Genomic DNA, 22,469 nt, shown 5'->3' on the forward strand with positions numbered 1-22,469 from the left:
TTCCCCACTGAGGCGCGCCGGTGTTCCCAATTTCCGCACACTGCTCTAACTTGACGGATCGTCAGGTTCACTCGGTGTGATCGAGCGGGACAGCGGGAGGGCGACAGTGGACTTCACCTTCACCGAGGAGCAGCAGGCCGTGGCCGAGGCGGCCCGGGCCGTCCTCTCCAAGGTCGCCCCCGACGGCGTACCCAGCCCGGCCCTGGTACCCGGCGCGGTCGCCGACGACATCGACCGCGCACTGTGGCGGCGGCTCGCCGACGCCGATCTGCTGAGCCTGCCGGTCCCGGCCGAGCACGGCGGAGCGGGGCTCGGTCCGATCGCCCTGTGCCTGCTGCTGCGTGAAGCCGGAGAGGTCCTGGCCCGTGTCCCACTGCTGGAGACGGGCGCGGCCGCCCTCGCTCTGCGGACGTACGGCACCGCGGAGACACAGCGGCTGCTGCTGCCCCTGATCGGCCGGGGCGAGCTCGTGGTCACCGTGGCCTCCAGCGGCCGCACCGGCCACGACGCGGCCGAGCTCGCCGTCACCGCTCGCCCCGACGGCGACGGGCAGTGGCGCCTCGACGGTGTTCAGACCGCCGTCCCCTGGGCCCACAGCGCCCACCGCGTCCTGGTCCCCGCCCACACCGCCACCGGCCGCACCGTCCTGGCCCTGATACCCCCCGGCCTGCCCGGCACCGCACTCGCCGACCAGGTCTCCACCAACGGCGAGCGCTACGCGGAGCTGAGCCTGGAGGCCGTGCGCGTCCAGAGCGACGGCGTCATCAGCGCGGACGGCGCCTGGGAGTACCTGCGCGCCGTGCTGACCATCGGCACCTGCGCCCTGGCGCTCGGCCTCGGCACGGCAGCTGCCCGGATGACCAGTGAATACGCGAGCCGACGCGAGCAGTTCGGCTTTCCCATCGCCACATTCCAGGCGGTCGCGGTCCAGGCCGCCGACCGCTACATCGACCTGCGGGCGATGGAGGCCACGCTCTGGCAGGCCGTCTGGCGGGTCGAGTCCGGCGCGGGCGGCGCGCTCCCGGCAGCCGCCGACATCGCCGTCGCCAAGGTCTGGGCAGCGGAAGGGGTGCGCCGCATCGTCCAGACCGCGCAGCACCTGCACGGCGGTCACGGTGCGGACACCGAGTACGCCCTGCACCGCTATCACGCCTGGGCCAAGCAACTGGAGTTGTCCCTGGGCCCGGCCGCCGCCCACGAGGAGGCCCTGGGCGACCTGCTGGCCGCCCACCCGCTCGGCTGAAAGCCACGGCGCCCTGGCCCCGCGCCCGGCCACCGGCCACCGGCCACCGGCCACCGGCCACCGGCCACCGGCCACCGGCCGACTGGATCATCCAGCCGACCAGAAGCCGACCAGAGCCCACCGGCTCTGCTAGATCACCGAGCCGGGAGCACCGTCGGCCGCCACGACCGGGCGGCCCGCGGCCTCCCAGACCTGCATGCCGCCGTCGACGTTCGCCGCATCCAGACCCTGCTGGACCAGATACGTGGTGACCTGCGCCGAACGACCGCCGGACCGGCAGATGACGTTGATCCGGCCGCCCTCGGGGGCCTTCTCCGTCAGCTCACCGAAGCGCGACACGAAGTCGCTCATCGGGATGTGCAGCGCACCCTCGGCGTGCCCTGCCTGCCACTCGTCGTCCTCGCGCACGTCCAGCAGGAAATCGTCGGGGGAAAGGGCGTCGACACCGACCGTGGGAACACCAGAACCGAAATGCATGTCCCCGACGCTACCCGACCAGCGAGGCCAGATGGGCCTCCCGCTCGGCGATCTGCGCCAGCAGCCCGTCGGCGATCTCCACCAGCAGCCCGTCCGGGTCGTCCGGCGCCATTTTGATCATCGCGCCGATCGCGGACGACTCCAGCTCGGCGGCCACCGCCGCCAGCAGCTCCTTGCGGGCCGCCAGCCACTCCAGCCGGGCGTACAGCTCCTCGCCGCGGCTCGGCCGCCGCTGAGCGGGCAGCGGGCCCGCCGCCCACTCCTGCGCCAGCTCCCGCAGCAGCGTCTCGTTGCCCTCGCCGTACGCGGCGTTGACCCGCACGATGAAGGCCTCGCGCCGCTGCCGGTCGGCCTCGTCCAGCGCCAGGTCCGGGTGCGCCTTGCGGACCAGCTCACGGAAGGCACGGCGCGCCTCGTCGCTGGGCCGCACGCGCTTCGGCGGCTGAACCGGCTTCTCGGTGAGCATCGCCTGCGCCTCGGGCGAGAGCCCCTCGCCGTCCATCCAGCCGCCGAAGAGCTCCTCCACCCCCGGCATCGGCTGCACCAGCGCCCGGGCCTCGCGCGCCCGCCGCAGGTCCTCGGCGTCACCCGAGCGGGCCGCGACCGCCTCCGCGATCAGCGCATCCAGCTCGTCGAGGCGGGCGTACATCGGGCCGAGCCGCTGATGGTGGAGCCGGGAGAAGTTCTCGACCTCGACCCGGAAGGTCTCCACCGCGATCTCGAACTCGATCAGCGCCTGCTCGGCCGTCCGCACGGCCTGCGCCAGCCGCTCGGCGGCAGGGTCCTCGGCCTGGCTCTGTTCGGCTTCCGCATTCGTCACCCGCCCAGCGTACGAGGTGAGCACCGGCCCTGAGCACGATCCTCGATCAACCGGTCGGCCCGGCTGGTGGCCCGACCGGCGCAAAACGCCCACCGGATGCGGCCGTGACCCCCCACCGGATGCGGCCTTGCTCCCCCTCCCCCTCCCCCCGCAGCGGCCTAGACCCCCGTCTCCGCGGCCACCCGCCGGCTGCGCACCGCGGCGAGCAGCTCCGCGTGATCGGCCTCCGTGCGGTCCGCGTAGGTCACGGCGAAGGAGGCGACGGCCTCGTCCAGCTCCTCCCCCTTGCCGCAGTAGCCGCCGATCAGCAGCGGATCGGCGCTGTGCGCGTGCGCCCGGGCCAGCAGCGCGCCCGTCATCCGCCCGTAGTCGTCGATCTCGTCGGGGGCAAGCGCCGCCGGGTCCACGCTGCCCTTGCGGTTGCGGAACTGCCGCACCTGGTACGGCCGCCCCTCGACCGTCGTCCAGCCCAGCAGCACATCGCTGACGACCTGCATCGACTTCTGCCCCAACACCACGCGCCGCCCCTCGTGCCCGGCCGGCGGCTCCGTGAAGCCCGCCTTCTGCGCGTACGGCAGCAGCACCGAGGACCGCGCCTCCTTGACCTGCAGCACCAGCGCCTCGCCCCGGTGGTCCAGCAGCAGCACCACATAGGAGCGCAACCCCACGCTGCCCGTGCCCACCACCCGGAACGCCACGTCCTGGATCTCGTGCCGGGCCAGCAGCGGCAGCAGGTCCTGCGGCAGCGTCGTCAGGTACTCGCCCAGCGCCCCGGCGACCGCGGCCGCCTCCCGGTCCGGCACCCGGCGCAGCACCGGCGGCGCGTCCACGAAGCGCCGGCCGCCCTCGCCGTCCCTCTCGGTGGCCTTCGCCGCGAAGCGTGCGCTCGTGTTCCGCCGGGCCTTCTCCGCGACCCGCTCCAGCGTGCCCAGCAGCCGGCGGGCGTCCGCGTGCGAGACGAGTTCCTCGTCGGCGATGGCGTTCCACGCCGAGGTCGCCGGCATCCGGGCCAGCAGCCGCATCGTGTGCCGGTAGGAGCCCACCGCGTCCCGAGCCGCCGCCCGGCAAGCGCTCTCGTCCGCCCCCGCCTCCCGGCCGGCCAGCACCAGCGAGGCGGCAAGCCGCTTGACGTCCCACTCCCACGGGCCGTGCAGGGTCTCGTCGAAGTCGTTCAGGTCGATGACGAGTTCGCCGCGGGCATCGCCGTACAGCCCGAAGTTGGCGGCGTGCGCGTCACCGCAGAGCTGGGCGCCCACGCCGGTGACGGCCGAGTCGGCCAGGTCGTAGCCCATCAGCGCGGCCGAGCCGCGCAGGAACGCGAAGGGGGAGGCCGCCATGCGGCCGACCCGGATCGGGGTCAGCCCGGGCAGCCGGCCGGCGTTGGCCGCCTCAACCGAGTCCACCGCGCCGGGGCGCCCGGCCCCGGCCTTCCAGTCCGCGTGCGCGGAGCGGGGTACGCGCTCGCGCAGCGCCTTTCCGGCGGCCTTGCCGGCCCTGCGGCTCTCCCCTTCGGCCACCGGCCGGGCGAACCCCGGTACGTACGGCAGTCGCGGCATCGCGGCGCCACCTCCCCCTCGACCACGGCGCGCGGCCTCGCGCGGGCGCCGACTGCCCCCGACGCTACCGCCGCCTCCACGGCTGCACAGGGGGACAAGTGCCGCATCTCACAGCGCGAACGGCCGGGGCGCGACACCCGGCTGAAGCACCGCCCGAAGCGCCGGCCGAAGCACCGCCCGAAGCAGGAAGCGGGCCGCCCGAAAGAGAGCGGACAGCAGAACGCAGAACGCGGGCAAAACAAAGCTCCCCAGGTCCGAAGACCTGGGGAGCGATGGTGCGCGAGGGGGGAGTTGAACCCCCACGCCCTTTCGGGCACTGGAACCTGAATCCAGCGCGTCTGCCTATTCCGCCACCCGCGCATGGGTGTGTCGTCCGGCCTCTGGATCTTCACCCGGCGTTTCCGCCCGGTTCGTGTCCGTTCGCCTTTCGACATGCAGAACATTAGCACGGCCCTGAGGGTGCCTTCACACCCATTGACCCCGGCCCATGCCACGGGGGGCCGCGGGGAGGGCTCCGGTTGCGGGACACTGGCGTCAGGCCGCCTCTACGATCCCCCGTAGGCGGGCACGCGAAGGCGACACTCGTCACTCCTGGCGCCGAAGGGGAACCAGCCGTTTTCCCGACGCGTGGATACGATCAGTAAGCAGTATCAGGAACGACACTGAGCATCAGAGACGTCACTGAGGGAAGGAGGTGCCCCGTGGGAGTACTGAAGCGCTTCGAGCAGCGACTCGAGGGTCTCGTGAACGGCACCTTCGCCAAGGTGTTCAAGTCCGAGGTGCAGCCGGTCGAGATCGCGGGCGCACTCCAGCGGGAGTGCGACAACAACGCGACCATCTGGAACCGCGACCGCACCGTCGTCCCGAACGACTTCATCGTGGAGCTGAGCGCGCCGGACTTCGAGCGGCTCAGCCCGTACTCGGGCCAGCTCGGCGACGAGCTGTCCGGCATGGTCCGCGACTACGCCAAGCAGCAGCGGTACACCTTCATGGGGACCATCAAGGTCCACCTGGAGAAGGCCGACGATCTCGACACCGGTCTGTACCGGGTGCGCAGCCGCACCCTCGCCGCCAGTGAGTCGCAGGAGCCGCAGGGCCGGCCGCAGGCCGCGCCGCGCACCACGGGCGGAGCCGTCACGCACGGCGCCGGCTACCCGGCGCAGCCGGCCGGCCCGCCGCCCATGCCCACGTCCCCGCCGCCCGGCGCCCGCCCCCAGCCGCGCACCGGCGGCCCGGGGCCCGGTGCCGTGCCGGGGGCACAGACGCGCCGCTGGATCGAGATCAACGGCACCCGTCACCAGATCTCGCGGCCCACCCTGGTGCTGGGCCGCAGCACCGAAGCGGACGTACGGATCGACGACCCCGGCGTCTCCCGCCGGCACTGCGAAATCCGGGTCGGCACCCCCGCGACCATCCAGGACCTGGGGTCGACCAACGGCATCGTGGTGGACGGACAGCACACCACGCGCGCTACGCTCCGCGACGGCTCGCGCATCGTCGTGGGCAGCACCACCATCGTTTATCGGCAAGCCGAAGGGTGAAGCGGGGGCAATGTCAGAGCTGACCCTCACGGTCATGCGGTTGGGTTTCCTCGCCGTACTGTGGCTGTTCGTCATCGTGGCCGTACAGGTCATTCGCAGCGATCTGTTCGGGACCCGCGTGACTCAGCGCGGATCCCGTCGCGGCGGTGACGGCGGACGGCCCCAGCGCGCGCAGCAACAGCAGACCGCGCCGCCGCAGCAGCGCCAGCAGCAGGCCGGCGGTGGCCGCCGCGCCGACCGCGGCCGCCGCGGCGCGCCCACCAAGCTGGTGGTCTCCGAAGGAACCCTCACCGGGACCACCGTGGCCCTGCAGGGCCAGACCATTTCCCTCGGCCGCGCGCACGACTCGACGATCGTGCTGGACGACGACTACGCCTCCAGCCGGCATGCCAGGATCTACCCCGACCGCGACGGACAGTGGATCGTCGAGGACCTCGGGTCGACCAACGGCACCTATCTCGACCGGACCCGGCTGACCACCCCGACCCCGATCCCGCTCGGCGCGCCGATTCGTATCGGCAAGACCGTCATCGAGCTGCGGAAGTAGTAGGACCCATGACGACCGGAGGGTGGGCAGCGTGGCTGGGAAGGGGCTGTACCCGGAGCCGACGGGCGAGGTGCGCATGAGTCTGTCACTGCGCTTCGCCGCCGGATCGCACAAGGGCATGATCCGGGAGGGCAACGAGGACTCCGGTTATGCCGGCCCCCGACTGCTCGCGATCGCCGACGGCATGGGTGGCCAGGCCGCCGGCGAGGTCGCCTCCTCCGAGGTGATCTCCACCCTCGTCACGCTCGACGACGACGTCCCGGGCTCCGACATCCTCACCTCCCTCGGCAGTGCCGTGCAGCGCGCCAACGACCAGCTGCGCGTCATGGTCGAGGAGGACCCGCAGCTCGAGGGCATGGGCACCACGCTCACCGCCCTGCTGTGGACCGGGCAGCGGCTCGGCCTCGTGCACGTCGGCGACTCACGCGCGTACCTGCTGCGCGACGGCGTCCTCACCCAGATCACGCAGGACCACACCTGGGTCCAGCGGCTGGTCGACGAGGGCCGCATCACCGAGGAAGAGGCCACGACCCACCCGCAGCGCTCCCTGCTGATGCGCGCGCTGGGCAGCGGCGACCATGTGGAGCCGGACCTCTCGATCCGCGAGGTGCGGGCCGGGGACCGCTATCTGATCTGCTCCGACGGGCTCTCCGGCGTGGTCAGCCATCAGACGATGGAGGAGACCCTCGCCAGCTACCAGGGCCCCCACGAGACCATTGGGGAGCTCATTCAGCTCGCCCTGCGCGGCGGCGGCCCGGACAACATCACCTGCATCGTCGCCGACGTCCTCGACGTCGACGGCGGTGACACGCTGGCCGGGCAGCTCAACGACACGCCCGTCATCGTCGGCGCGGTCGCCGAGAACCAGATGCAGCTGGGTGACAACGGCGCCATGCAGACCCCGGCCGGCCGTGCCGCCGAGCACGCCCGTGCCAACCGGCCCGTGCCGTCGCAGGACGGCGGTCACGGCGGCGGCTTCGGTCCGCCCGGCAGCGGCGACCCGGGGATGGGCGGCGTGCCGGACGGCTCCTTCGGCCCGTTCACGGACGAGGACTTCGTCAAGCCGCGCCGCAAGGGCACCTGGATCAAGCGGTCGCTGATCATCGCGCTGGCGCTCGGCGTCATCGGCGGTGGCCTGTACGGCGGCTACGAATGGACCCAGACGCAGTACTACGTGGGCGCCAAGGACAACGACCACGTGGCCGTCTACCAGGGCATCAACCAGGACCTGGCGTGGGTGAGCCTCAGCAGGCTCTACCAGGACCACCCCGAGATCGAACTCAAGTACCTCCCGGTCGACCAGCGCAGCCGTGTCGTGGACACGATCGCGGTCGGCAGCCGCGACCAGGCCCTGCAGAAGGCCAAGGAGCTCGGCACGCTCGCCGGCGCCTGCAAGAAGGAAAACGAGCGGCGCAAGGCCGAGCAGCAGCAGCGGGAGAGCGAGAAGCAGAACACCGACCGCACCGGTGGTACGGCCAAGGATCCCGCCGAGGCCCGCACCAGCGCCCAGGCCGCGCCGTCGCCGTCCCCGTCCCCGGGCCCCACCCTCAGCGAGGAAGAGCAGAAGTTGGTCCCGCAGTGCAGCAGCGCTCAGCAGTGAAGCCGTAAGGGGCCACCACGCCATGTCAGCGATTTCACCCATGCCGAACACCACCAATACGACGATCAGCAGCGCGGGCCCGCCGAGCAGGCGGAACACCGAGCTCGCGCTGCTGGCCTTCGCCGTGCTCATCCCCTGCTTCGCGTACGCCAACGTGGGCCTCGCCATGGACGGCGAGATGCCCACCGGCATGCTCGGCTACGGCATCGGCCTCGGCCTGCTGGGCGGCGTCGGGCACCTGGTGGTGCGGAAGTTCGCCCCATACGCCGATCCGCTGCTGCTGCCGCTGGCCACCCTCCTCAACGGCATCGGCCTGGTCATCATCTGGCGGCTCGACCAGTCGCCGCGGCTGCAGGCCCGTAAATTCTTCACGGCCAGCGCCACCAACCAGCTGATGTTCTCGGCGCTGGGCATCGCGCTGTTCGTGGCCGTGCTGATCGTCCTGAAGGATCACCGCATCCTCCAGCGCTACACCTACATCTCCATGGTGGTGGCGCTGGTCCTGCTGATCGCGCCGATGTTCTTCCCCGCGAAGTTCGGCGCGCGCATCTGGATCAGCATTCCGGGTCTGGGCTCCATCCAGCCGGGTGAGTTCTCCAAGATCGTCCTTGCGATCTTCTTCTCCGGCTATCTGATGGTGAAGCGGGACGCCCTGGCTCTGGCCAGCCGCCGCTTCATGGGCCTGTACCTGCCGCGCGGCCGTGACCTCGGACCGATCCTGGCGGTCTGGGCGTTCTCCATCCTCGTTCTGGTCTTCGAGACCGACCTCGGTACCTCGCTGCTGTTCTTCGGCATGTTCGTCGTGATGCTCTACGTCGCGACCGAGCGCACCAGCTGGATCGTCTTCGGTCTGCTGATGTCCGCCGTCGGCGCGGTGGCCGTGGCCAGCTTCGAACCCCACGTCCAGCAGCGCGTCGACGCCTGGCAGCACCCCTTCGACGCGTTCAAGGACGGCAGCTCCGACCAGATCGCCCAGGCGCTGATGGCCTTCGGCTCCGGCGGGGTCTTCGGCACCGGCTGGGGACAGGGTCACTCGGACCTCATCGGCTTCGCCGCCAACTCCGACTTCATCCTGGCCACGGTCGGCGAGGAGCTGGGCCTGGCCGGCGTCATGGCCATACTCCTCGTCTACGGCCTGATCGTGGAGCGCGGCGTACGCACCGCCCTCGCCGCCCGCGACCCGTTCGGCAAGCTGCTCGCCACCGGGCTCTCCGGTGCCTTCGGCATCCAGGTCTTCGTGGTCGCCGGCGGCGTCATGGGCCTCATCCCGCTGACGGGCATGACCATGCCGTTCATGGCGCAGGGTGGCTCCTCGGTCATCGCCAACTGGGCCCTCGTCGCCGTCCTCATCAAGATCAGTGACACGGCGCGGCGCCCCGCGCCGGCCCCTGCCCCCTCCCCCGACGCCGAGATGACCCAGGTGGTCCGCCCGTGAACAAGCCCGTGCGCCGGATCGCCATCTTCTGCGGCCTGCTCATCCTGGCCCTGATGATCCGGGACAACTGGATCCAGTTCGTCCAGGCGGACGAGCTCAAGGCCGACAAGCACAACCGCCGCGTCACGATCGCCCGCTACAGCCAGCCGCGCGGCAACATCATCGTCGACGGCCAGGCCATCACCGGCTCCCAGGAGACCGGCGGCATCGACTTCAAGTTCAAGCGCACCTACAAGAACGGCGAGATGTGGGCTCCGGTCACGGGCTACAGCTCGCAGGTGTTCGACGCGAACCAGATCGAGAAGCTCGAGGACCGGGTCCTGACGGGCGACGACGACCGGCTGTTCTTCAACCGCACCGTCGACATGATCACCGGCAAGGGCAAGAAGGGCGGTGACGTGATCACCACCCTCAACAGCAAGGCCCAGGAGGCCGCCTTCAAGGGCCTCGGCGACAAGAAGGGCGCGGTCGCCGCCCTCGACCCGCGCACCGGCAAAATCCTCGCCCTCGCCTCCACGCCCTCGTACGACCCCTCGAAGATCGCCGGGGCCCAGGACGACAAGGCGTGGAAGGAGCTGCAGGCCGACAAGAACCAGCCCATGCTCAACCGGGCGCTGAGGCAGACCTACCCCCCGGGCTCGACCTTCAAGGTCGTCACCGCCGCCGCGGCGCTGGAGAACGGTCTGTACAAGGACGTCGACGCCAAGACCGACTCCCCGCTGCCGTGGATCCTGCCCGACACCCGTGTCGCGCTGGAGAACGAGGGCAACCTGCCCACCTGCAAGGACGGCTCCCTCCGGGAGGCGCTGCGGATCTCCTGCAACAGCGTCTTCGGCAAGATCAGCGCCGACCTCGGCAACAAGAAGATGATGGACACGGCGGAGAAGTTCGGCTTCAACAAGCCCGTCGACACGCCCGTGCGTGCCGTCCCCAGTGTCTTCCCCAAGGACAACCGCCCGCAGAACGCCATGGCGGGCATCGGCCAGGCCTCCAACCGCGCCACGCCGCTGCAGATGGCCATGGTCGCCGCCGCGGTCGCCAACAACGGCAAGCTCATGGAGCCGTACCTGGTCGACAAGCTGCGCGCGCCGAACCTGAACGTCATCGAGCACCACACGCCCAAGGAAATGAACCAGCCGCTCTCCGCCGACAACGCGCGGAAGCTGCAGAGCATCATGGAGACCGTGGTCGAGAAGGGCACCGGAACCGCCGCCCAGATCGACAACGTCAAGGTGGGTGGCAAGACCGGTACCGCCCAGCACGGCGTGGACAACAGCGGCAACCCCTACGCGTGGTTCCTGTCCTACGCCAAGACCGGTGACGGCTCGCCGGTCGCCGTCGCGGTCGTCATCGAGGGCTCGGAGACGGTCCGCGACGACATCGCCGGTGGCAAGCTCGCCGCGCCGATCGCGAAGAGCGTCATGCAGGCGGTACTCAGCACGGAGAAGTGATCCGGCTCACCCCTCGTAGCCGATCACTGCTTTCGTCGGTACCGGTCGTATATCGGGTGGCCGTCGCGCCCGGAAGCTGCACTGCGTGCCGGGTACGGTATGCCGGACAGCACAACGCCGGACGTGACGTAGGTGCGGTCAGGAAACGGAAGGGCTGGAGCTATGGAAGAGCCGCGTCGCCTCGGCGGCCGGTACGAGCTGGGCTCGGTGCTCGGTCGCGGTGGCATGGCCGAGGTCTACCTCGCGCACGACACCCGGCTCGGCCGCACCGTCGCCGTGAAGACGCTGCGGGTGGACCTTGCCCGCGACCCGTCCTTCCAGGCCCGGTTCCGCCGTGAGGCCCAGTCGGCCGCCTCGCTCAACCACCCGTCGATCGTCGCCGTGTACGACACCGGCGAGGACTACGTGGACGGGGTCTCGATCCCGTACATCGTCATGGAGTACGTCGACGGGTCCACCCTGCGCGAGCTGCTGCACTCCGGTCGCAAGCTGCTGCCGGAGCGCTCGCTGGAGATGACCATCGGCGTCCTGCAGGCGCTGGAGTACTCCCACCGGGCCGGCATCGTCCACCGTGACATCAAGCCGGCCAACGTGATGCTGACCCGCACCGGTCAGGTCAAGGTCATGGACTTCGGCATCGCCCGTGCGATGGGCGACTCCGGCATGACGATGACCCAGACCGCGGCCGTCATCGGCACCGCCCAGTACCTCTCGCCCGAGCAGGCCAAGGGCGAGCAGGTGGACGCGCGGTCCGACCTCTACTCCACCGGCTGTCTGCTCTACGAGCTGCTGACCGTCCGTCCCCCCTTCGTGGGCGACTCGCCGGTCGCCGTGGCCTACCAGCACGTGCGGGAGGAGCCGAACCCGCCGAGCACCCACGACCCCGAGATCACGCCCGAGATGGACGCCATCGTCCTCAAGGCGTTGACCAAGGACCCGGACTACCGCTACCAGTCGGCCGACGAGATGCGTGCCGACATCGAGGCGGCCCTGGACGGCCAGCCCGTGGCCGCCTCCGCCTCTTTCGGCGCCATGGGCGTCGCGGGCTACGGCAACGAGGACCAGCCGACCACCATGCTGCGGTCGCAGGACCACGGGGCGGGGCAGACCTCGATGATGCCGCCCGTGGCCGACGGCGGCGGTTACGGCGGCTACGACGACGGCTCCGGCGGCGGGCACCGCGGCGGGGGCGGCAAGAAGGGCAACCTCTCCACCATCCTGCTGGTGGTCGCGGGCGTTCTGGTGCTCGTCGGCGCGATCTTCATCGGCAAGTCGCTCTTCAGCGGCAGCGGCAACAACTCCCAGGTGACGGTGGCGCCCCTGATCGGGCAGACGCTGGCCGAGGCGCAGAGGTCCGGCGAGAACGGCGGCTTCAAGGTCGTCGAGGGCGAGCGGAAGTTCTGCGACCAGCCCAAGGACAAGATCTGCGACCAGAACCCCAAGTCGGGCACCAAGGTGGAGCGCGACAGCGAGGTCAAGGTCGTCGTCTCCAAGGGCGCGGAGAAGATCTCGGTGCCGGACGTGCTGGGCGCCTCCTTCGACGAGGCGAAGTCGACGCTCGAGGGCAAGGGCTTCACCGTCAAGCAGAAGCAGAAGGAGTCCGAGCGGACCCCGGGCACCGTTCTCGACCAGGACCCCAAGGGCGGGGAGAAGGCCGAGAAGGGCACGGAGATCACCCTCACGGTCGCCTCCCAGGCGGCGACGAAGACGGTCCCGTCCGTCGTCGGCCAGACCTTCGACAACGCCAAGAAGCAGCTCACCGACAACGGCTTCAACGTCGTCAAGGAGGAGGAGGACTCCGCCGACAAGCCGGCCGGCACGGTCGTGCGGCAGAGCCCCGACGGCAACACCTCCGCCCGCCAGGGCTCCACGGTGACCCTCTTCGTCTCGAAGGGCGCGGGGCAGAAGACCGTGCCCGGCGTGGTCAACCAGAAGCTCAAGGACGCCAGGAAGGCGCTGACGGACGCCGGCCTGAAGGTCGGCAACATCGCCGGCCCGCAGGACGACAACGCCCTCGTGCTGGTCGCCGAGCCGGGGGCGGGCGCCCAGGTCCCCAAGGACACCCCGGTCAACCTCACCACCATCGCCGGTCCTCCCGGCGGCGCCAACGGCGGCCCCGCGGGCCAGACGGGCGGCCAGACAGGCGGCCAGGACATCGGCGGCCTCTTCGGCGGCATGACCGGTGGCAGGCGGAACTGATCGCCCGTAGCGGCCGCCCGTAGCGGCGAACGCGGGCGCGAAGAAGCCCCGGCATCCCTCGGATGCCGGGGCTTCACGCTGTTCGCCTCTGCGGGCCGCTAGCGCAGCTCCTTGGGCGGGGTGCGCTTGGCGTCGACCTTCTCCGTGCGCTCCAGCTCGGCCCACACGACGTAGCGGTAGTCGGAGGTGTAGACGGGCGTGCAGGTCGTCAGCGTGAGGAGGCGGCCCGGCTGCGTTCTGCCGGACTGCTTCGGCACGGGGTCGATCACGTCGACGTTGAAGCGCGAGGTCTCCTTCAGCTCCGCGTAGACCTTGTAGACGTACCAGAGGTCGCGCGTCTCGAAGACGACCGGGTCACCGGTCTTGATCCTGTCGATGTTGTGGAACTTCGCGCCGTGCCCGTCACGGTGCGCGGCCAGCGTGAAGTTGCCCTGCTTGTCCCAGGGCATGCCCGACTTCACGGGCTCGCGGTAGAAGCCGGCGACGCCCTCGTTGAGGACCTTCCCGCCGGTGCCGGCCTTGACCAGCACCTCGCCGTTCCTCATGGCCGGTACGTGCAGGAACCCGATGCCGTCCTTGGTGTCCAGGGCGCCCGGTCCGGCGGCCTTGGCCCAGGTGTCACGGACGTGGTTGCCCTGCTTCTCGGCCTCACGGTCGGCCAGGACGTTCGTCCACCACAGGGAGTAGACGACGAAGAGGGCCATGATCACGCCGGCTGTGATCAGCAGCTCGCCGATGACGCTGACGGTGGCGGCGATACGCCCCCGTACGCGGTCAGTCCGTGCCACAGACGTTCGTACCCCGCTTCGCTGTTCTCGCGTGTCTCAGTTGACGAGAGCGTCCGGTTTACCCTCGCTCCGGGGTCGCTCGTCGACCATCTTGCCCCACACGATCATGCGGTAGGTACTGGTGAACTCGGGGGTACAGGTCGTCAGGGTGATGTAGCGGCCCGGCTTCGTGAAGCCCGAACCGGCCGGCACGGGATCGATGACCCGGACGTTCGCCGGCGACGTCTGATCCAAACGGGTGGTCATCTCATACGTGTAGAAGGTGCTCTTCGTCTCCACGACGATCTTGTCGCCGGGTTTCAGCTGGTTGACGTAGCGGAAGGGTTCGCCGTGCGTGTTGCGGTGCCCGGCCAGCGCGAAGTTCCCCTGCCTGTCCCAGGGCATCGCGGCCCTGAGCGCGCCGTCCTCGTAATGGCCGACCATGCCGCGGTCCAGCACCTTGTGCTTGTTTGTGCCCTGGGCGATGGGGGCCTTCACGTCCAGCCCGGGAATGTAGATGATCGCGAAACCCTGGCCCGGCGAGAACGCCCCGGCGTCCCGGTCGCGGCCGTCGCCCTTCTCCCAGCTGTGCTGCAGGTCGCTGGCGGCGCCGCCCGCCTGCCGCTGGGCGATGACGTTCGTCCACCACAGCTGGTAGGCGACGAACAGCAGCATGACGACGCCCAGCGTGATGAACAGCTCGCCCACCACCCGGCTCGCGATCACCCCGACGCTGTCCTTGCGGGCGCGGTGGGCGGCTCTGCGCCTGTGCGCGCGCCCTCCGGGCGGGGAGGCGGACCGCCGGGCGTCCCGGCGCCGCTGCGCGCGCCCTCCGGTGACCACCGGCGGCGCGGGCTCGACCCGGCGCAGCGTCATCGTCGCCTCGTCCTCCGGAGGCAGCGGCTGCGAGACGAACGCCGTGCCGCGGGGCGTGGGCCGCGCGGCCGGGAGGGGGTCCTGCTCGGGCCGGAGTGCGGTCACGCGCCGCCCTTGCCCACCACCGGGGCGAGCCCGGCCGAGCGTTCCACCGCCCCCATGTCGCCGCAGGCGACCAGCCAGTTGGCGAGCATCCGGTGGCCCCACTCGGTGAGCACGGACTCGGGGTGGAACTGCACGCCCTCGACCGGCAGGTCGCGGTGGCGCAGGCCCATGGCGATGCCGCCCTGCGAGGAATCGGACGGGGCGGTCCAGGCGGTGATCTCCAGCTCGTCCGGCCAGCTCGCCCTGTCCACCGCCAGGGAGTGGTAACGGGTGGCCGTGAAGGGCGAGGGGAGGCCGTTGAAGACGCCCTTGCCCTCGTGCGTCACCGGCGAGGTCTTGCCGTGCAGCAGCTCGGGCGCCCGGTCGACGACCCCGCCGAAGGCGACCGCCATCGACTGCATGCCCAGGCAGACCCCGAAGACCGGCACTCCGGTCCGCGCGCAGTGCCGCACCATGTCGATGCAGACCCCGGCCTGCTCGGGGGCGCCGGGGCCGGGGGACAGCAGCACGCCGTCGAAGCCGTCCTGCGCGTGGCCCGGCTCTACCTCGTCGTTGCGGCGCACTTCGCACTCCGCGCCGAGCTGGTAGAGGTACTGGACGATGTTGAAGACGAAGCTGTCGTAGTTGTCCACCACGAGGATGCGCGCGCTCACCGCGTTACCGCCATTCCGTCATTGCACTGTCGGCCGGCCGGCCGTTGTCGACCGTCACATCATTGAACGGCAACAGCGGTTCGGCCCAGGGAAAGACGTACTGGAAAAGGGCGTAGACGACCGCCAGCACGAGCAGCAGCGACATCAGCGCCTTCACCCATGCGTTGCCCGGCAGATGACGCCAGATCCAGACGTACATGCTGTCCCTACTTGCCGATGACGTTGCCGGTCGGTGGACCGTAGTCGATGGTCGGTTGCAGCACCAGACTAAGGGGCGGCACCCCGGACGCGGGGGTCAGCCGGACAATGCGGCGGGCCTGCCTTCGGTGACGGGCCGGGTGGCCTCCAGGCGGCCCCAGACGATCAGCCGGTGGCTGTGTCCCCACTCCGGCTCGCAGGTGGTGAGGGTCAGATAGCGGCCGGGCGCGCGGTAGCCGGACCGGGCGGGCACGGGGTCGATCACGCCGGTGTCGGTGGGCAGTGTCCGGTACGGCCGGGTGTCGACGCGGTAGGTGAACCAGCTCGTGCCGTCGGTCAGGACCACCGCGTCGCCGGGGCGCAGGGACGGCAGGTCCTTGAAGGGGTCGCCGTACGTGCGGCGGTGGCCGGCGACTGCGAAGTTGCCCTCCTCGCCGGGCCCGGCGGTGCCCTCGTAGTGGCCGAGCCCCTTCTTGAGCAACTCGGTGCCGGTGCCCTGGAGGACGGGTTTGGCCCATCCGGCGCCGAAGCGGGGGATGTACATGACGGCGAAGGCGGCGCCGGAGCCATGGGCCGTGCCCGGCGTGGCGGGCGGGGGCCGCCTGCCGGGGCCCGCGGGCGGCTCCCCGGCCCGTCCCCCGCCCTGGGTGCCCTGCGCCGGGGGCGCGTCCGGTGCCGGTGACGATTGCGGTGACGGGGGCTGTCCGGCCTCGGGCGCGGGCACGGGCCCGGAGGTGGCGACGGGGCCTTGGGCCCAGCGGTCGTGGAGGCTGTCGATCTCGCTGCGCATGGCGCTGTCGGCACGGACCCCGGTCCAGTAGAGGACGTACACCACGAACAGGACGATCAGTGTGCCGATGGTGAGGCACAGTTCGCTGAGCGACCGCACGACCAGTCGTAACCCCACCGGCCGACCCCTTCCCGGGCGTTATCCCATGGGCTTGGCGTAGTGGAGATCCACTGTGCCGGAGTAGCCGGGAAGTGTCACCGCGTCGTGCTGGTCGACTTTCCAGCCGAGCCCGTAGGCATTGACGTACTGCAGGTAGTTCTGGATCGCGGGGGAGGCGTCCAGCGCCTTGCGCAGCGCGCCGCGGTCGCCGACGGCGGTCACCTTGTAGGGCGGGGAGTAGACGCGGCCCTGAAGGATGAGGGTGTTGCCCACGCAGCGGACCGCGCTGGTGGAGATCAGCCGCTGGTCCATGACCTGGATGCCCTTGGCGCCGCCCTTCCACAGGGCGTTGACGACGGCCTGGAGGTCCTGCTGGTGGATGACCAGGTCGTTGGGCTGCGGCTGGGGAACGCCGGGGATCTTGGCCATGGCGTTGGGCGGGGCGTCGGTGAGGGTGACGGTCAGGCCGGTGCCGGAGGCCTTGCGGGTGCCCGCGGCGTCCTCCAGTCCGGTGAGCTTCCGGTCCTGCGCCGTGTCGCCGGTGTCGCGCCGCGCGAGGGCGTCGACCTGGGCGCGCGCGGCCGCCGCGCTGTCCTCGAGGTCGCCGTTCTTGCGGCTGCGTTCCTGGATGAGGTCGGAAAGGCGCAGCATGGAGTCGTCGGTGCGGATGTCGGTGCCCTGTGCGGTGTTGAAGCTCATCCAGAAGATGAGGCCCGCGAGGGCGAAGACACCGCCGGTCAACAGCCGCACCGGACGGAACCGCCGGACAGGCCCGCTGGTGGAGTCCGCAGAATTACTCAACGTACCCTTATCCTCTCCGACGCCGCGGAAGCACTACGCTAACGGACGCCTGGGGGAAGGAAGCGCTCCCGTCGCTCCCGCCCCGGCGCACCAGCCTTGTATCCCAGCGCGGTCACGCAGCGCATCGACAGGAGAGTTACCTCGTGCCGAAGTCACGGATCCGCAAGAAAGACGACTTCACGCCGCCGCCGGTGAAGCAGCAGAGCATCAAGCTGACCACCGGTCGCCGCTGGGTGGCGCCGCTGATGCTGGCGATGTTCCTCATCGGGCTGGCCTGGATCGTCGTCTTCTACGTGACGAGCGGCGACATGCCGGTGGAGTCCCTGAAGAACTGGAACATCGTGGTGGGCTTCGGCTTCATCGCCGCGGGCTTCGTCGTCTCCACGCAGTGGAAGTAGCGGTCCCTCCGGGAGCCGCCCGCAAAGCTCTGCCCTGAGCTTTCCGAGGAGTTATCCACACCCTCGTCCACAGTGGGGAAAAACTCAGAAGATCTGTGGATAACTTCCCCGGCGTTGACGCCGGTGTGACTGATCGCAAACACCGCGTATCAATGGTCACACCGGCGCCTTCCTGGGCAAACGCAGCTCGCGGGGGCCTGGGAGGCGCGGAACACCTGTTCCCACACGATATGCACAAGATCCTGCACTCGTTGTGGACAACCTGTGCCGCCACCGGTGTGGGTGACGTGTCCCGCCGCCCCGTTCAGCCCAGCTGGAGCGTACGTACGCCCACCGCCACCACGATCGCCAGCAGCGCCGCCGCGCAGGTGAGGCACTGGACCAGCGCCCGCTTCTCGCGGGGGGCGTGCACCAGCCCGTACGCCACCGCCGTGCCCACCACCAGGCCGCCGACGTGGGCCTCCCAGGCGATGTTGTTCCAGGTGAAGGTGAAGATCAGGTTGAGCACGAGCAGCGCGATGACCGGGCGCATGTCGTAGTTCATCCGCCGCAGCAGCACCGCCGTGGCCCCCAGCAGTCCGAAGATCGCGCCGGAGGCGCCGAGGGAGGGCTGGGTCGGCGCGGCGACGAGATAGGTCAGGGCGCTGCCGCCGAGAGCGGACAGCAGATAGAGCGCCAGATAGCGGACGCGCCCCAGGGCCGCCTCCAGCGGTGGGCCGAGCCACCACAGCGAGAGCATGTTGAACGCGATGTGCATCGGCGTCTGGTGCAGGAACGCCGCCGTCAGCAGCCGGTACCACTGCCCCTCGGCGACGCCCTCCATCGGGCCGAACTCCGTGAGCCGGGCCTGCCCGAAGAGCTCGAGCCCGCCCAGGAGCCGGTCCCCCGTGACCAGCACCGCGATCCACAGGGCGACGTTCATCCCCAGCAGGATCTTGGTGACCAGGCGCGGGTCGTCCGCGTGGGTGCCGCCGGCGACCGTGCGCGGCGCGCTCGCCTGCGGGCCGTGGCCCGTGGCGGACGTACTGCTCACGCACTCCGGGCACTGGAAGCCGACCGAGGCGCTGACCATGCACTCGGGGCAGATCGGGCGTTCGCAACGGCTACAGCGGATGCCGGTCTCCCGGTCCGGATGCCGGTAGCAGCAGACGGCCTGGTCGTTCATGCTCTCCCCTTGCCCCTGGAACGGGCCGACGCGCCCTGTCCGCACCACGGCCCCGCCCGTCTTACGGACGGGCGGGGCGCCAGGTTCCCGTGGGAACGCGCGTCAGCGGGTCTCGATGACGACCGACTCGATGACGACGTCGTTCACCGGACGGTCGGTGCGGGGGTTGGTCCGGGTGGTCGCGATGGCGTCCACGACCTTCTTGCCCGCCTCGCTGACGACCTCGCCGAAGATGGTGTGCTTACCCGTCAGCCAGGCGGTCGGCGAGACGGTGATGAAGAACTGCGAGCCGTTGGTGCCCGGGCCGGCGTTGGCCATGGCCAGCAGGTACGACTTGTTGAAGGACAGGTCCGGGTGGAACTCGTCCGCGAACTTGTAACCCGGGCCGCCGGTGCCGTTGCCCAGCGGGTCACCGCCCTGGATCATGAAGCCCTCGATGACGCGGTGGAAGACCGTGCCGTCGTACAGCTTGTCCGTCGTCTTCTTGCCCGTCTCGGGGTTCACCCACTCGCGCTCGCCCTTGGCGAGCTCGACGAAGTTCTTGACCGTCTTGGGCGCGTGGTCCGGCAGGAGCCGGATCTCGATGTCGCCCTGGTTGGTCTTCAGGGTGGCGTAAAGCTGCTCAGCCACGGTCTACCTTCCATAGTGTTCACTGACGGCTACCGATCCTCGCACGACAGGTTCGCGGCGAGTAGCCGACAAAGCCCCGCGCGCGGCGGCGAACCGTGGCATTGTCGACCGAAGCTCCCCTTTGACCCGGATGCCCGCTCGCACATGCCGGACCGCCCATCGGCAGGCATGATTTTCCACTGGGTGGAAAGGCGACAAACCATACGCCACCGAGGAGGAGGTTCTCGTGACCCGCAAGGACAGCGTGCGCGCCGCGACCAGCACCGCCAAGGACAGCGTGCGCCACGCCGCGGAAGTGGTGGCGCCCTATGCCGGCACGGCCAAGGACGCCGCCGTGCACTACGCGCACGAAACCCGGGTACGACTCGCGCCCAAGGTCTCGTCCGCCGCCCGGCAGGCCCGTGCGACCGCCGGTGATCAGTACCACGCCCACCTCGCGCCGCGCCTCGAACACGCCCGCGACGCTCTGCCTCCGAAGGTCGACCAGGCGACCGCCCGCGCCCGTGCGGTCGCCGAACCCGTGCGGGACGAGGCGCTCTCCCGGGGCACGGCCGCTCTCGCCGCACTGCGCGGCCAGGTGTCGGCCGAGGATGTCGAGAAGATCACACGCCGCCGCGGGCGGCGCTGCCGGGCGGGCCGGATGGCCAAGCGGTTCCTGGTGCTGGGCGTGCTCGCGGGCGGCGCGGTCGCCGTCTGGAAGTGGTGGGACAAGCAGGCCAACCCGGACTGGCTCGTCGAGCCCCCGGAGGCCACCGAACCCGGCGACCGCGGGACGCTCAGCTCCGTCGACGGCAGCGGCGCGACGACCGGCCTGGACCCCGACGTCCAGGCCAAGCAGGACCGCGCGGACGCCGACGTGTACGACGAAGGCGACAACGACCGGCCCTGACCGGGACACGCGACATTCCCCTCCGCCCGCGTTCCGGCAGGCGGAGGGGATTTGCGTGGGTGCCGGCGCCGGCACCGGCCCACCGCTCGTCCAACGCGTCCAGGCCCGGCACGCGCGGAGTTCCCCTGCTGCGCCCGCGCCGCCGACCGCACACAGAAAAGACCCCCCTGACCGGGATTCTCCAGGTCAGGGGGGTCTTCGGGATGTGGAGCCTAGGGGAGTCGAACCCCTGACATCTGCCATGCAAAGACAGCGCTCTACCAACTGAGCTAAGGCCCCGTCGGGGACCAGACTACCCGGTACCAGGAGTGTTTCCCTACCGGGTATCGCCGGGACCCACCACTCTCCGTAGGATGCACCGCAAGATTCGCTGCAGCGAAGCGAAGGGGAGAGCGAGATGGACGCAGCACAGCAGGAAGCCACCGCCCGCGCACGGGAGCTGCAGCGGAGCTGGTACGGGGAGCCGTTGGGGGCGCTCTTCCGCCGTCTCATCGACGATCTCGGCCTGAACCAGGCCCGGCTCGCCTCCGTTCTGGGCCTTTCGGCGCCCATGCTCTCGCAGCTGATGAGCGGTCAGCGGGCGAAGATCGGCAACCCCGCGGTGGTGCAGCGGGTCCAGGCGCTGCAGGAACTCTCCAGCCAGGTCGCCGACGGCAGCGTGAGCGCCGCCGAGGCGGCCGAGCGCATGGAGGAGGTCAAGAAGAGCTCGGGGGGTTCCGTCCTCAACTCCACCCAGACGACGGCCAGCAGCGGGGCGCCGACCGTGCGCCGGGTGGTCCGCGAGATCCAGTCGCTGCTGCGGTCGGTGGCGGGCGCCGGGGACATCATCGAGGCGGCCGGAACCCTCGCCCCCAGCCATCCCGAACTGGCCGAGTTCCTGCGCGTGTACGGCGCCGGCAGGACGGCCGAGGCAGTCGCGCACTACGAGGCGCACCAGAGCTGACCGTGCCGGCGAGGCCGGCGGAGCAGGAGGCGGGGGCGACGCGAACGACATGGGTGAGGTCTTCGCTGGGCGGTACGAGCTGGTGGACCCGATCGGGCGCGGTGGGGCGGGGGCGGTCTGGCGGGCCTGGGACCAGCGGCGGCGGCGCTATGTGGCGGCGAAGGTGCTGCAGCAGAGCGACGCCCATACGCTGCTGAGATTCGTCCGCGAACAGGCGCTTCGCATCGATCATCCCCATGTGCTGGCCCCGATGAGCTGGGCGGCGGACGACGACAAGGTGCTGTTCACCATGGAGATGGTGGGCGGCGGATCCCTGGCGCATCTCATCGGCGACTACGGCCCGTTGCCGCCGCATTTCGTCTGCGTCCTGCTGGACCAGCTGCTGTCCGGGCTCGCCGCGGTGCATGCGGAAGGCGTCGTGCACCGGGACATCAAACCGGCCAACCTCCTTTTGGAGGCGACCGGTACGGGGCGGCCGCATTTACGGCTCTCCGATTTCGGGATCGCCATGCGCAAGGGCGAGCCGCGACTGACGGACACCAACTTCGTCATGGGTACGCCCGGTTACTTCGCTCCGGAACAAATGCTGGGCGAGGAGCCAGACTTCCCCGCGGATCTCTTCGCCGTGGGCCTGGTGGCGCTGTATCTGCTCACGGGCCGGAAGCCGGACGCCGAGGCGCTCGTGGAGCGTTTCCGGGAGCAGGGCGTGCCGAACGCCCCGCAGGAGGTGCCCGAGCCGCTCTGGGAGGTGATCGGGAATCTGCTGCACCCTGATCCGTACACCCGCTTCCGTACGGCAACGGGCGCGCGCAAGGCCCTTGCGGCGGCCGTGGAGCTGCTGGGCGAGCCGCCGGAGGACGAGGAGCGGATCGAGGTCTTCGACCAGCTGGGGCCGCTGCCCCCGGGATTCGGCCCGGCGGGCCCCGAACCGGAACCCCGGCCGCAGCCGGCGCCGCTGCCGGAGTCCGGGACCAGCGGCGTACCGCTCGCGCCGCCCAGGCCGAACTATCCGCCCACGCGCCCCTACACCGCCCCGCAGGCCTTCTCCCGGCCCTTGCCGCACCCGCCCGCCCAAGAGCCCTTCCCTGGGGCCTCCCAGGCCTCTCGCGGGCCTTCCGGGCCGCCCGCCAAGATCGTGGTGCCGTTGCTGGTCGTCGCGCTGCTGTGCCTCGCGGTGGGGGTGTGGGCGCTCACCGCCCGCTGAGCGGCGGGGCGGCGGAAGGCCCTCCGGGACATCCCATGCGAAACTTCACTTTCGCAATCATTTTATTTGCAAAGGCAACCAA

Annotated in this window: 21 protein-coding genes, 2 tRNA genes and 1 pseudogene; 11 read left to right on the forward strand and 13 right to left on the reverse strand. The window is 70.5% G+C overall.

Annotation, left to right across the window (positions count from 1 at the left end; translation table 11 throughout):
- Positions 1-106: 106 nt before the first annotated feature.
- The gene (locus tag AB0F13_RS07295; protein ID WP_362077188.1) at positions 107-1,243 is read left to right on the forward strand and encodes an acyl-CoA dehydrogenase family protein; all 1,137 of its coding nucleotides are present in this window, start codon (positions 107-109) and stop codon (positions 1,241-1,243) included.
- A gap of 129 nt (positions 1,244-1,372) precedes the next feature.
- On the opposite strand, the gene AB0F13_RS07300 is transcribed toward AB0F13_RS07295, so the two are convergent.
- From AB0F13_RS07300 to AB0F13_RS07315, 4 genes are all read right to left on the reverse strand, one after another.
- Positions 1,373-1,720, reverse strand: coding sequence for a rhodanese-like domain-containing protein (locus AB0F13_RS07300; protein ID WP_362076588.1), 348 nt, complete (start codon positions 1,718-1,720; stop codon positions 1,373-1,375).
- Positions 1,721-1,730: 10 nt separating this feature from the next.
- Positions 1,731-2,540, reverse strand: a complete 810-nt coding sequence (locus AB0F13_RS07305; protein WP_362076591.1) for a hypothetical protein — start codon at positions 2,538-2,540, stop codon at positions 1,731-1,733.
- Between the two features lie 158 nt (positions 2,541-2,698).
- Entirely contained in the window at positions 2,699-4,096 is a 1,398-nt protein-coding gene (locus tag AB0F13_RS07310; protein WP_362076594.1) for a DUF2252 domain-containing protein, read from the reverse strand.
- Positions 4,097-4,369: 273 nt separating this feature from the next.
- Positions 4,370-4,456, reverse strand: a tRNA-Leu gene (locus AB0F13_RS07315).
- A 341-nt stretch (positions 4,457-4,797) separates the two neighbouring features.
- Between AB0F13_RS07315 and AB0F13_RS07320 the strand changes: the two genes are divergently transcribed.
- The 6 genes from AB0F13_RS07320 (at position 4,798) to pknB (ending at position 12,869) form a co-directional block, all read left to right on the forward strand.
- Positions 4,798-5,637 carry a DUF3662 and FHA domain-containing protein gene (locus tag AB0F13_RS07320; protein WP_362076596.1) on the forward strand — a complete coding sequence of 280 codons (840 nt, stop codon included), beginning with the start codon at positions 4,798-4,800 and terminating at the stop codon, positions 5,635-5,637.
- A 10-nt stretch (positions 5,638-5,647) separates the two neighbouring features.
- Positions 5,648-6,184 (forward strand): FHA domain-containing protein, encoded by a 537-nt coding sequence (locus AB0F13_RS07325; RefSeq protein ID WP_362076598.1) that lies wholly within the window; start codon positions 5,648-5,650, stop codon positions 6,182-6,184.
- A 76-nt stretch (positions 6,185-6,260) separates the two neighbouring features.
- Complete coding sequence (locus AB0F13_RS07330; RefSeq protein WP_362077191.1) at positions 6,261-7,784, forward strand: PP2C family serine/threonine-protein phosphatase; 1,524 nt, start codon at positions 6,261-6,263, stop codon at positions 7,782-7,784.
- Between the two features lie 40 nt (positions 7,785-7,824).
- Positions 7,825-9,219 carry an FtsW/RodA/SpoVE family cell cycle protein gene (locus tag AB0F13_RS07335; protein WP_362076601.1) on the forward strand — a complete coding sequence of 465 codons (1,395 nt, stop codon included), beginning with the start codon at positions 7,825-7,827 and terminating at the stop codon, positions 9,217-9,219.
- Complete coding sequence (locus AB0F13_RS07340) at positions 9,216-10,670, forward strand: penicillin-binding transpeptidase domain-containing protein (protein ID WP_362076604.1); 1,455 nt, start codon at positions 9,216-9,218, stop codon at positions 10,668-10,670. Before AB0F13_RS07335 ends, AB0F13_RS07340 begins: the two co-directional genes overlap by 4 nt.
- Before the next feature lie 162 nt (positions 10,671-10,832).
- Complete coding sequence (gene pknB / locus AB0F13_RS07345; protein WP_362076607.1) at positions 10,833-12,869, forward strand: Stk1 family PASTA domain-containing Ser/Thr kinase; 2,037 nt, start codon at positions 10,833-10,835, stop codon at positions 12,867-12,869.
- A gap of 98 nt (positions 12,870-12,967) precedes the next feature.
- Here pknB and AB0F13_RS07350 read toward each other — a convergent pair whose 3' ends face one another.
- From AB0F13_RS07350 to AB0F13_RS07375, 6 genes and pseudogenes are all read right to left on the reverse strand, one after another.
- Complete coding sequence (locus AB0F13_RS07350) at positions 12,968-13,657, reverse strand: class E sortase (protein ID WP_362076610.1); 690 nt, start codon at positions 13,655-13,657, stop codon at positions 12,968-12,970.
- 36 nt (positions 13,658-13,693) lie between these two features.
- A pseudogene (locus tag AB0F13_RS07355) lies at positions 13,694-14,398 on the reverse strand (class E sortase); the annotation flags it as partial.
- A 215-nt stretch (positions 14,399-14,613) separates the two neighbouring features.
- Entirely contained in the window at positions 14,614-15,270 is a 657-nt protein-coding gene (locus AB0F13_RS07360) for an aminodeoxychorismate/anthranilate synthase component II (RefSeq protein WP_362076613.1), read from the reverse strand.
- A gap of 4 nt (positions 15,271-15,274) precedes the next feature.
- Positions 15,275-15,469 (reverse strand): hypothetical protein, encoded by a 195-nt coding sequence (locus AB0F13_RS07365; RefSeq protein WP_362076616.1) that lies wholly within the window; start codon positions 15,467-15,469, stop codon positions 15,275-15,277.
- A 96-nt stretch (positions 15,470-15,565) separates the two neighbouring features.
- Positions 15,566-16,375, reverse strand: a complete 810-nt coding sequence (locus AB0F13_RS07370) for a class E sortase (RefSeq protein ID WP_362076619.1) — start codon at positions 16,373-16,375, stop codon at positions 15,566-15,568.
- Between the two features lie 21 nt (positions 16,376-16,396).
- On the reverse strand, positions 16,397-17,158 hold the full coding sequence (locus AB0F13_RS07375; protein WP_362076622.1) for a DUF881 domain-containing protein: 762 nt from the start codon (positions 17,156-17,158) through the stop codon (positions 16,397-16,399).
- Positions 17,159-17,301: 143 nt separating this feature from the next.
- Between AB0F13_RS07375 and crgA the strand changes: the two genes are divergently transcribed.
- Positions 17,302-17,556: a cell division protein CrgA gene (gene crgA / locus AB0F13_RS07380; RefSeq protein ID WP_362076625.1), complete on the forward strand. Its 255-nt coding sequence runs from the start codon at positions 17,302-17,304 to the stop codon at positions 17,554-17,556.
- Positions 17,557-17,860: 304 nt separating this feature from the next.
- Here the strand turns inward: crgA and AB0F13_RS07385 are convergent, their stop codons facing one another.
- Positions 17,861-18,721, reverse strand: coding sequence for a rhomboid family intramembrane serine protease (locus AB0F13_RS07385; RefSeq protein ID WP_362076628.1), 861 nt, complete (start codon positions 18,719-18,721; stop codon positions 17,861-17,863).
- A gap of 102 nt (positions 18,722-18,823) precedes the next feature.
- On the reverse strand, positions 18,824-19,351 hold the full coding sequence (locus tag AB0F13_RS07390; RefSeq protein ID WP_362076631.1) for a peptidylprolyl isomerase: 528 nt from the start codon (positions 19,349-19,351) through the stop codon (positions 18,824-18,826).
- A gap of 226 nt (positions 19,352-19,577) precedes the next feature.
- Between AB0F13_RS07390 and AB0F13_RS07395 the strand changes: the two genes are divergently transcribed.
- Positions 19,578-20,240: a DUF5324 family protein gene (locus tag AB0F13_RS07395; protein WP_362076634.1), complete on the forward strand. Its 663-nt coding sequence runs from the start codon at positions 19,578-19,580 to the stop codon at positions 20,238-20,240.
- 206 nt (positions 20,241-20,446) lie between these two features.
- On the opposite strand, the gene AB0F13_RS07400 is transcribed toward AB0F13_RS07395, so the two are convergent.
- Positions 20,447-20,519, reverse strand: a tRNA-Ala gene (locus AB0F13_RS07400).
- Between the two features lie 118 nt (positions 20,520-20,637).
- Here AB0F13_RS07400 and AB0F13_RS07405 point away from each other — a divergent pair.
- Positions 20,638-21,183: a DNA-binding protein gene (locus tag AB0F13_RS07405; protein WP_362076637.1), complete on the forward strand. Its 546-nt coding sequence runs from the start codon at positions 20,638-20,640 to the stop codon at positions 21,181-21,183.
- Positions 21,184-21,232: 49 nt separating this feature from the next.
- On the forward strand, positions 21,233-22,387 hold the full coding sequence (locus AB0F13_RS07410; protein ID WP_362076640.1) for a protein kinase: 1,155 nt from the start codon (positions 21,233-21,235) through the stop codon (positions 22,385-22,387).
- Positions 22,388-22,469 lie beyond the last annotated feature (82 nt).

It is taken from the genome of Streptomyces sp. NPDC026206, from assembly GCF_040638465.1.
Lineage (GTDB): Bacteria > Actinomycetota > Actinomycetes > Streptomycetales > Streptomycetaceae > Streptomyces.